The sequence below is a fragment of the Paenibacillus glycanilyticus genome, from assembly GCF_023715145.1.
Taxonomy (GTDB): domain Bacteria; phylum Bacillota; class Bacilli; order Paenibacillales; family Paenibacillaceae; genus Pristimantibacillus; species Pristimantibacillus glycanilyticus_A.
The window spans coordinates 1-300 of sequence record NZ_JAMBNP010000074.1 but is presented as its reverse complement, the minus strand read 5'-3'; the positions used below and the strand labels follow the sequence as shown (position 1 = coordinate 300).

The following is a 300-nucleotide window of genomic DNA, read 5'->3' as shown; positions in this document are numbered from 1 at the left end:
TCATGTTTATGTGGCTGGCTGCTAGGCAACGTCCAGATTTCCGGACCATTAACCGTTTCCGCTCTGAACGTATGAAAGACGTTCTAGAGACGGTATTTACAGCTGTTCTTCAGTTTCTCAAGGAAGAAAACTTCATCAAGCTGGAGCACTACTTCTTGGATGGGACGAAAATCGAAGCGAATGCCAATCGTTACACGTTTGTCTGGGGCAAAGCTGTTGTCAAACAGAAAATGAAGCTACAAGAAAAGGTGAAGACCTTGTTCGCTGCCATTGAAGAGGCAGAGAAACAGGAAGATCAGG

1 protein-coding gene is annotated in these 300 nt (G+C 45.3%); it reads left to right on the top strand.

Translation table 11 applies throughout. The features are described 5' to 3' along the window. Positions 1 to 300, top strand: a 300-nt coding sequence (locus tag M3194_RS31035; protein WP_397334402.1) for a transposase, incomplete at both ends; no start/stop codon positions are given.